General features: G+C 40.1%; 2 protein-coding genes and 1 pseudogene. All 3 read left to right on the top strand.

The features are described 5' to 3' along the window. Nucleotides 1-248 precede the first annotated feature (248 nt). Nucleotides 249-809, top strand: coding sequence for a GNAT family N-acetyltransferase (locus RWZ99_RS09225; protein ID WP_314678303.1), 561 nt, complete (start codon nucleotides 249-251; stop codon nucleotides 807-809). Between the two features lie 105 nt (nucleotides 810-914). After that, on the top strand, nucleotides 915-2,444 hold the full coding sequence (locus RWZ99_RS09220; RefSeq protein ID WP_314678301.1) for a DUF1310 family protein: 1,530 nt from the start codon (nucleotides 915-917) through the stop codon (nucleotides 2,442-2,444). Then, a pseudogene (locus RWZ99_RS09215) lies at nucleotides 2,425-2,840 on the top strand (hypothetical protein); the annotation flags it as partial. The gene RWZ99_RS09220 and the pseudogene RWZ99_RS09215, both read left to right, overlap by 20 nt.

Here is a 2,840-nt window from a genome sequence, read left to right as displayed (position 1 = left end):
GCTCTATAATCTCTACGGTGGTTTTACCCACTACAGAAATTATAGAGCCCAAAAAGACAACGACTAGGCACAGTCGTTGTCTTTTATGATTTTTACGAAGAAAGATGATATGGCATCCAAGCAGCATTTAGAAAGTGATTTTCAATTGAAAGTTATCTTTATCCCCACCTTAGTCCTCGAAACTTGAAACTGTCTTTTAGAATGTTATAATGGCCTATAGGTATAAGCATCAAAAAGGAGGGAAATTTATGGCTTTACGTAGCCAATTAATTACCAAGGAGTTTCCAGAATTAGATAGGGTGGAGCGTCTAAACAATGAGGCCTTTCCAGAGGAAGAGCGGATTCCATTAAGTGATTTTTTACAATTAGATGGCCGTGATGATTATCATTTCTTTGCCTTTTACGATGAGGATGATTTTGTTGGCTTTGCTTCAGTTCTCTACAACGCTAAAGTTTTTTATGTCAGTTTCTTTGCCATTGTCCCTCAAATGCGGAGTCATGGCTATGGAAGTGAGATTATTGATAAACTGGTAGAATTTTATGGTCCATCTCGTTCTATGGTTTTAGAAGTTGAGCGTTTGGATGAACCCAATGACAATCCAGAGCAACGTGCGGCGCGTTGGGATTTCTATAAGCGTAATGGTTTCAAGACGTCCAATGCTTTCTTGGAGTACGAGGGCTTGAGTTTTGAGATTCTCTATCGTGGAGACCACTTTGACGAAGAAGCCTATAGAGAGATATTCCATAAGCTTCAGGAAAATGCTTATTTTGACTTCAGTATTAAACATCGTCGCTTGAGTGATTTATAAAAAATTGAGTTAAACAGGTACTAATTGGCCTGTTTTTCATTTATTTTCAGGCTTCACCAATCGTTTTCAGAATATTTTGTCCTCCTATGCTATAATGGAAATACTATGAAGAAAGTAATTTTACAGTATCTGGCAAGTGCCCTGGCTGTAATCCTCATACTTGGTCTTGTGGTTTTTGACCGGCATCGAAACCAATACTTGGTCAAAAAGGTCAATGATCCCGAGATTTCCTATATTTATCAGGATTCTCTTGAAAATCTGGACAAACTGGCTCTTAGTCGTGCTGGGGTCATTCAATCCTATCAACTTGATCCCCTGTCAGTTAGGAAGGAAGACGGGAAGATTCGTCTAGCTCTCCACGTCAATCATTCCTATGATATGCAGGTAAATCTTGTCCTTAAGGCTGATATTTATGGTGATTTATCTGTGGTTGAAGCAACTCCCTCAAAGGCATTAAAACTGGCTTTGGAGGATGAGTCTTATCAGAAACGGTTGACCTTAATTTCGCAAAAGGCAGATGCTATTATAAGTCGAGATCATTGGGATCAAGGCATTAAACCGGCCTATGTGGCCCAGGTCAGAAGTAAGATGAAAAAGACTTCCTTGAGCCAGCTGGATAAGGTTCTGCAAGAAATCGACCAAGAAAGTAAGGAAGTTGGCTCTGATACTTATACAGCCTTTTTCCAAGCTTCTAAGCTACCTAATCGTGACAAGCTCAATTTGGTTATGGAGCATATGCAGGTTTATGTAGATAAGTATCAGTTTCTTCAATTAGGGAAGTCAGGTTATAAATTTTCCAAGAAACTTGAGCCAACTAGTCCATTTTACAGTTACTTCCGAGAAGCTATCATGGAGACTTATCAGACGGATTTAGGACTGGGTGAGGATGAGTTGGGCATCAAGCTCCACCTTTTTAGGTCTTGGATTGATAAACAGTCTATGGATTACATTAGGACCAATTACAAGGGCAAGACAGACTTGGATAAACTTCTATCCTATAGTAAGGACAAGAAGATTAAGTTGGATTATACTACGGGTGCTTCTTACCATAACCGAAGTTTGGGTGATTTCACCTATCCGCAAAATATGAAGATCCAGCTACCTCAGACCAGTGTCATGGGGCCTTATGGTGTTAGTAACTCCCGTTTTATTGAATTCATTGTCAATATGGATACAGGACAATTTGTTTCCGAGTGGAATGTTTACAAGATCAAAAAAGACGGCAGCATCGACTCTAATCCTAAGCACTATAAGATTGAGGATGGCGCTGACATTGCCGATACGAATTCAGCTAATTACGGCTTTTCTAAGGGCTTGAATGCTGACTTACCAGCCTATCTCAATAATAGCCATACCTATCTTGATGTTCGTCACCCTGCTGATAATGCCATTAGACGTAAAATGGTTAGAAAGTGGAAGAATGCTAAGAATGTCTTAAATGGTGGGCGCTATGCCGATATTGTTAAAAAAGGAGGCTTGAAAGATTTTGAAACATGGAGACAAGTTAAGGCAGAAGACCGACTCCAGGTCTACAATGCTTACCTTGATTATATTCGTTCTAATCTTGTGCTCAATGGGTTTGACAGCTTTTACCAAGAAACCTACAAGCCCCAAGGTGGAGACAAAAAAGACTGAGACCCTTGATAGTGTTCTCATCGCTAAAAATTTCTATCGTGTAAGGGATGCCTATGCAATAAAGCTTTATGGGCAGGATGAGGGAATGTCATTTGATGTGGCTGGCCAGAGACTTTTTGGGTCAAATATTGCCATAAAGGATGGTATCTTATATGGCTCCAGCCTTGGTGATTTGACTATTGAAGCTTATTTTCAAGGAGAGTTGTCCTACCTTTTAGTGGCCACTCAAAAGCTACCTGTGGATAAAGATCGTATTAAGTCCAACCATTATAGTCAGGACATTACTCTTGAGAAGGTTTGGTCTAGTCTGGAAGGGCAGGAGTCCTCCAACAGTATCATCACTCAGTTTCAGGACAAGGACTTGCTTAAGTTGCGCATCAGCTACAACAAGGATTT

It is taken from the genome of uncultured Streptococcus sp. (assembly GCF_963545685.1).
GTDB lineage: Bacteria > Bacillota > Bacilli > Lactobacillales > Streptococcaceae > Streptococcus.
The sequence above is the reverse complement of the archived record's forward strand: the minus strand, read 5'-3'. Positions and strand labels throughout refer to the sequence as shown.

Excerpts from the sequence above, each read along its gene's own strand:
- RWZ99_RS09220 (WP_314678301.1), top strand. The coding sequence starts at position 915 with ATGAAGAAAGTAATTTTACAGTATCTGGCAAGTGCCCTGGCTGTAATC.
- RWZ99_RS09225 (WP_314678303.1), top strand. The coding sequence starts at position 249 with ATGGCTTTACGTAGCCAATTAATTACCAAGGAGTTTCCAGAATTAGAT.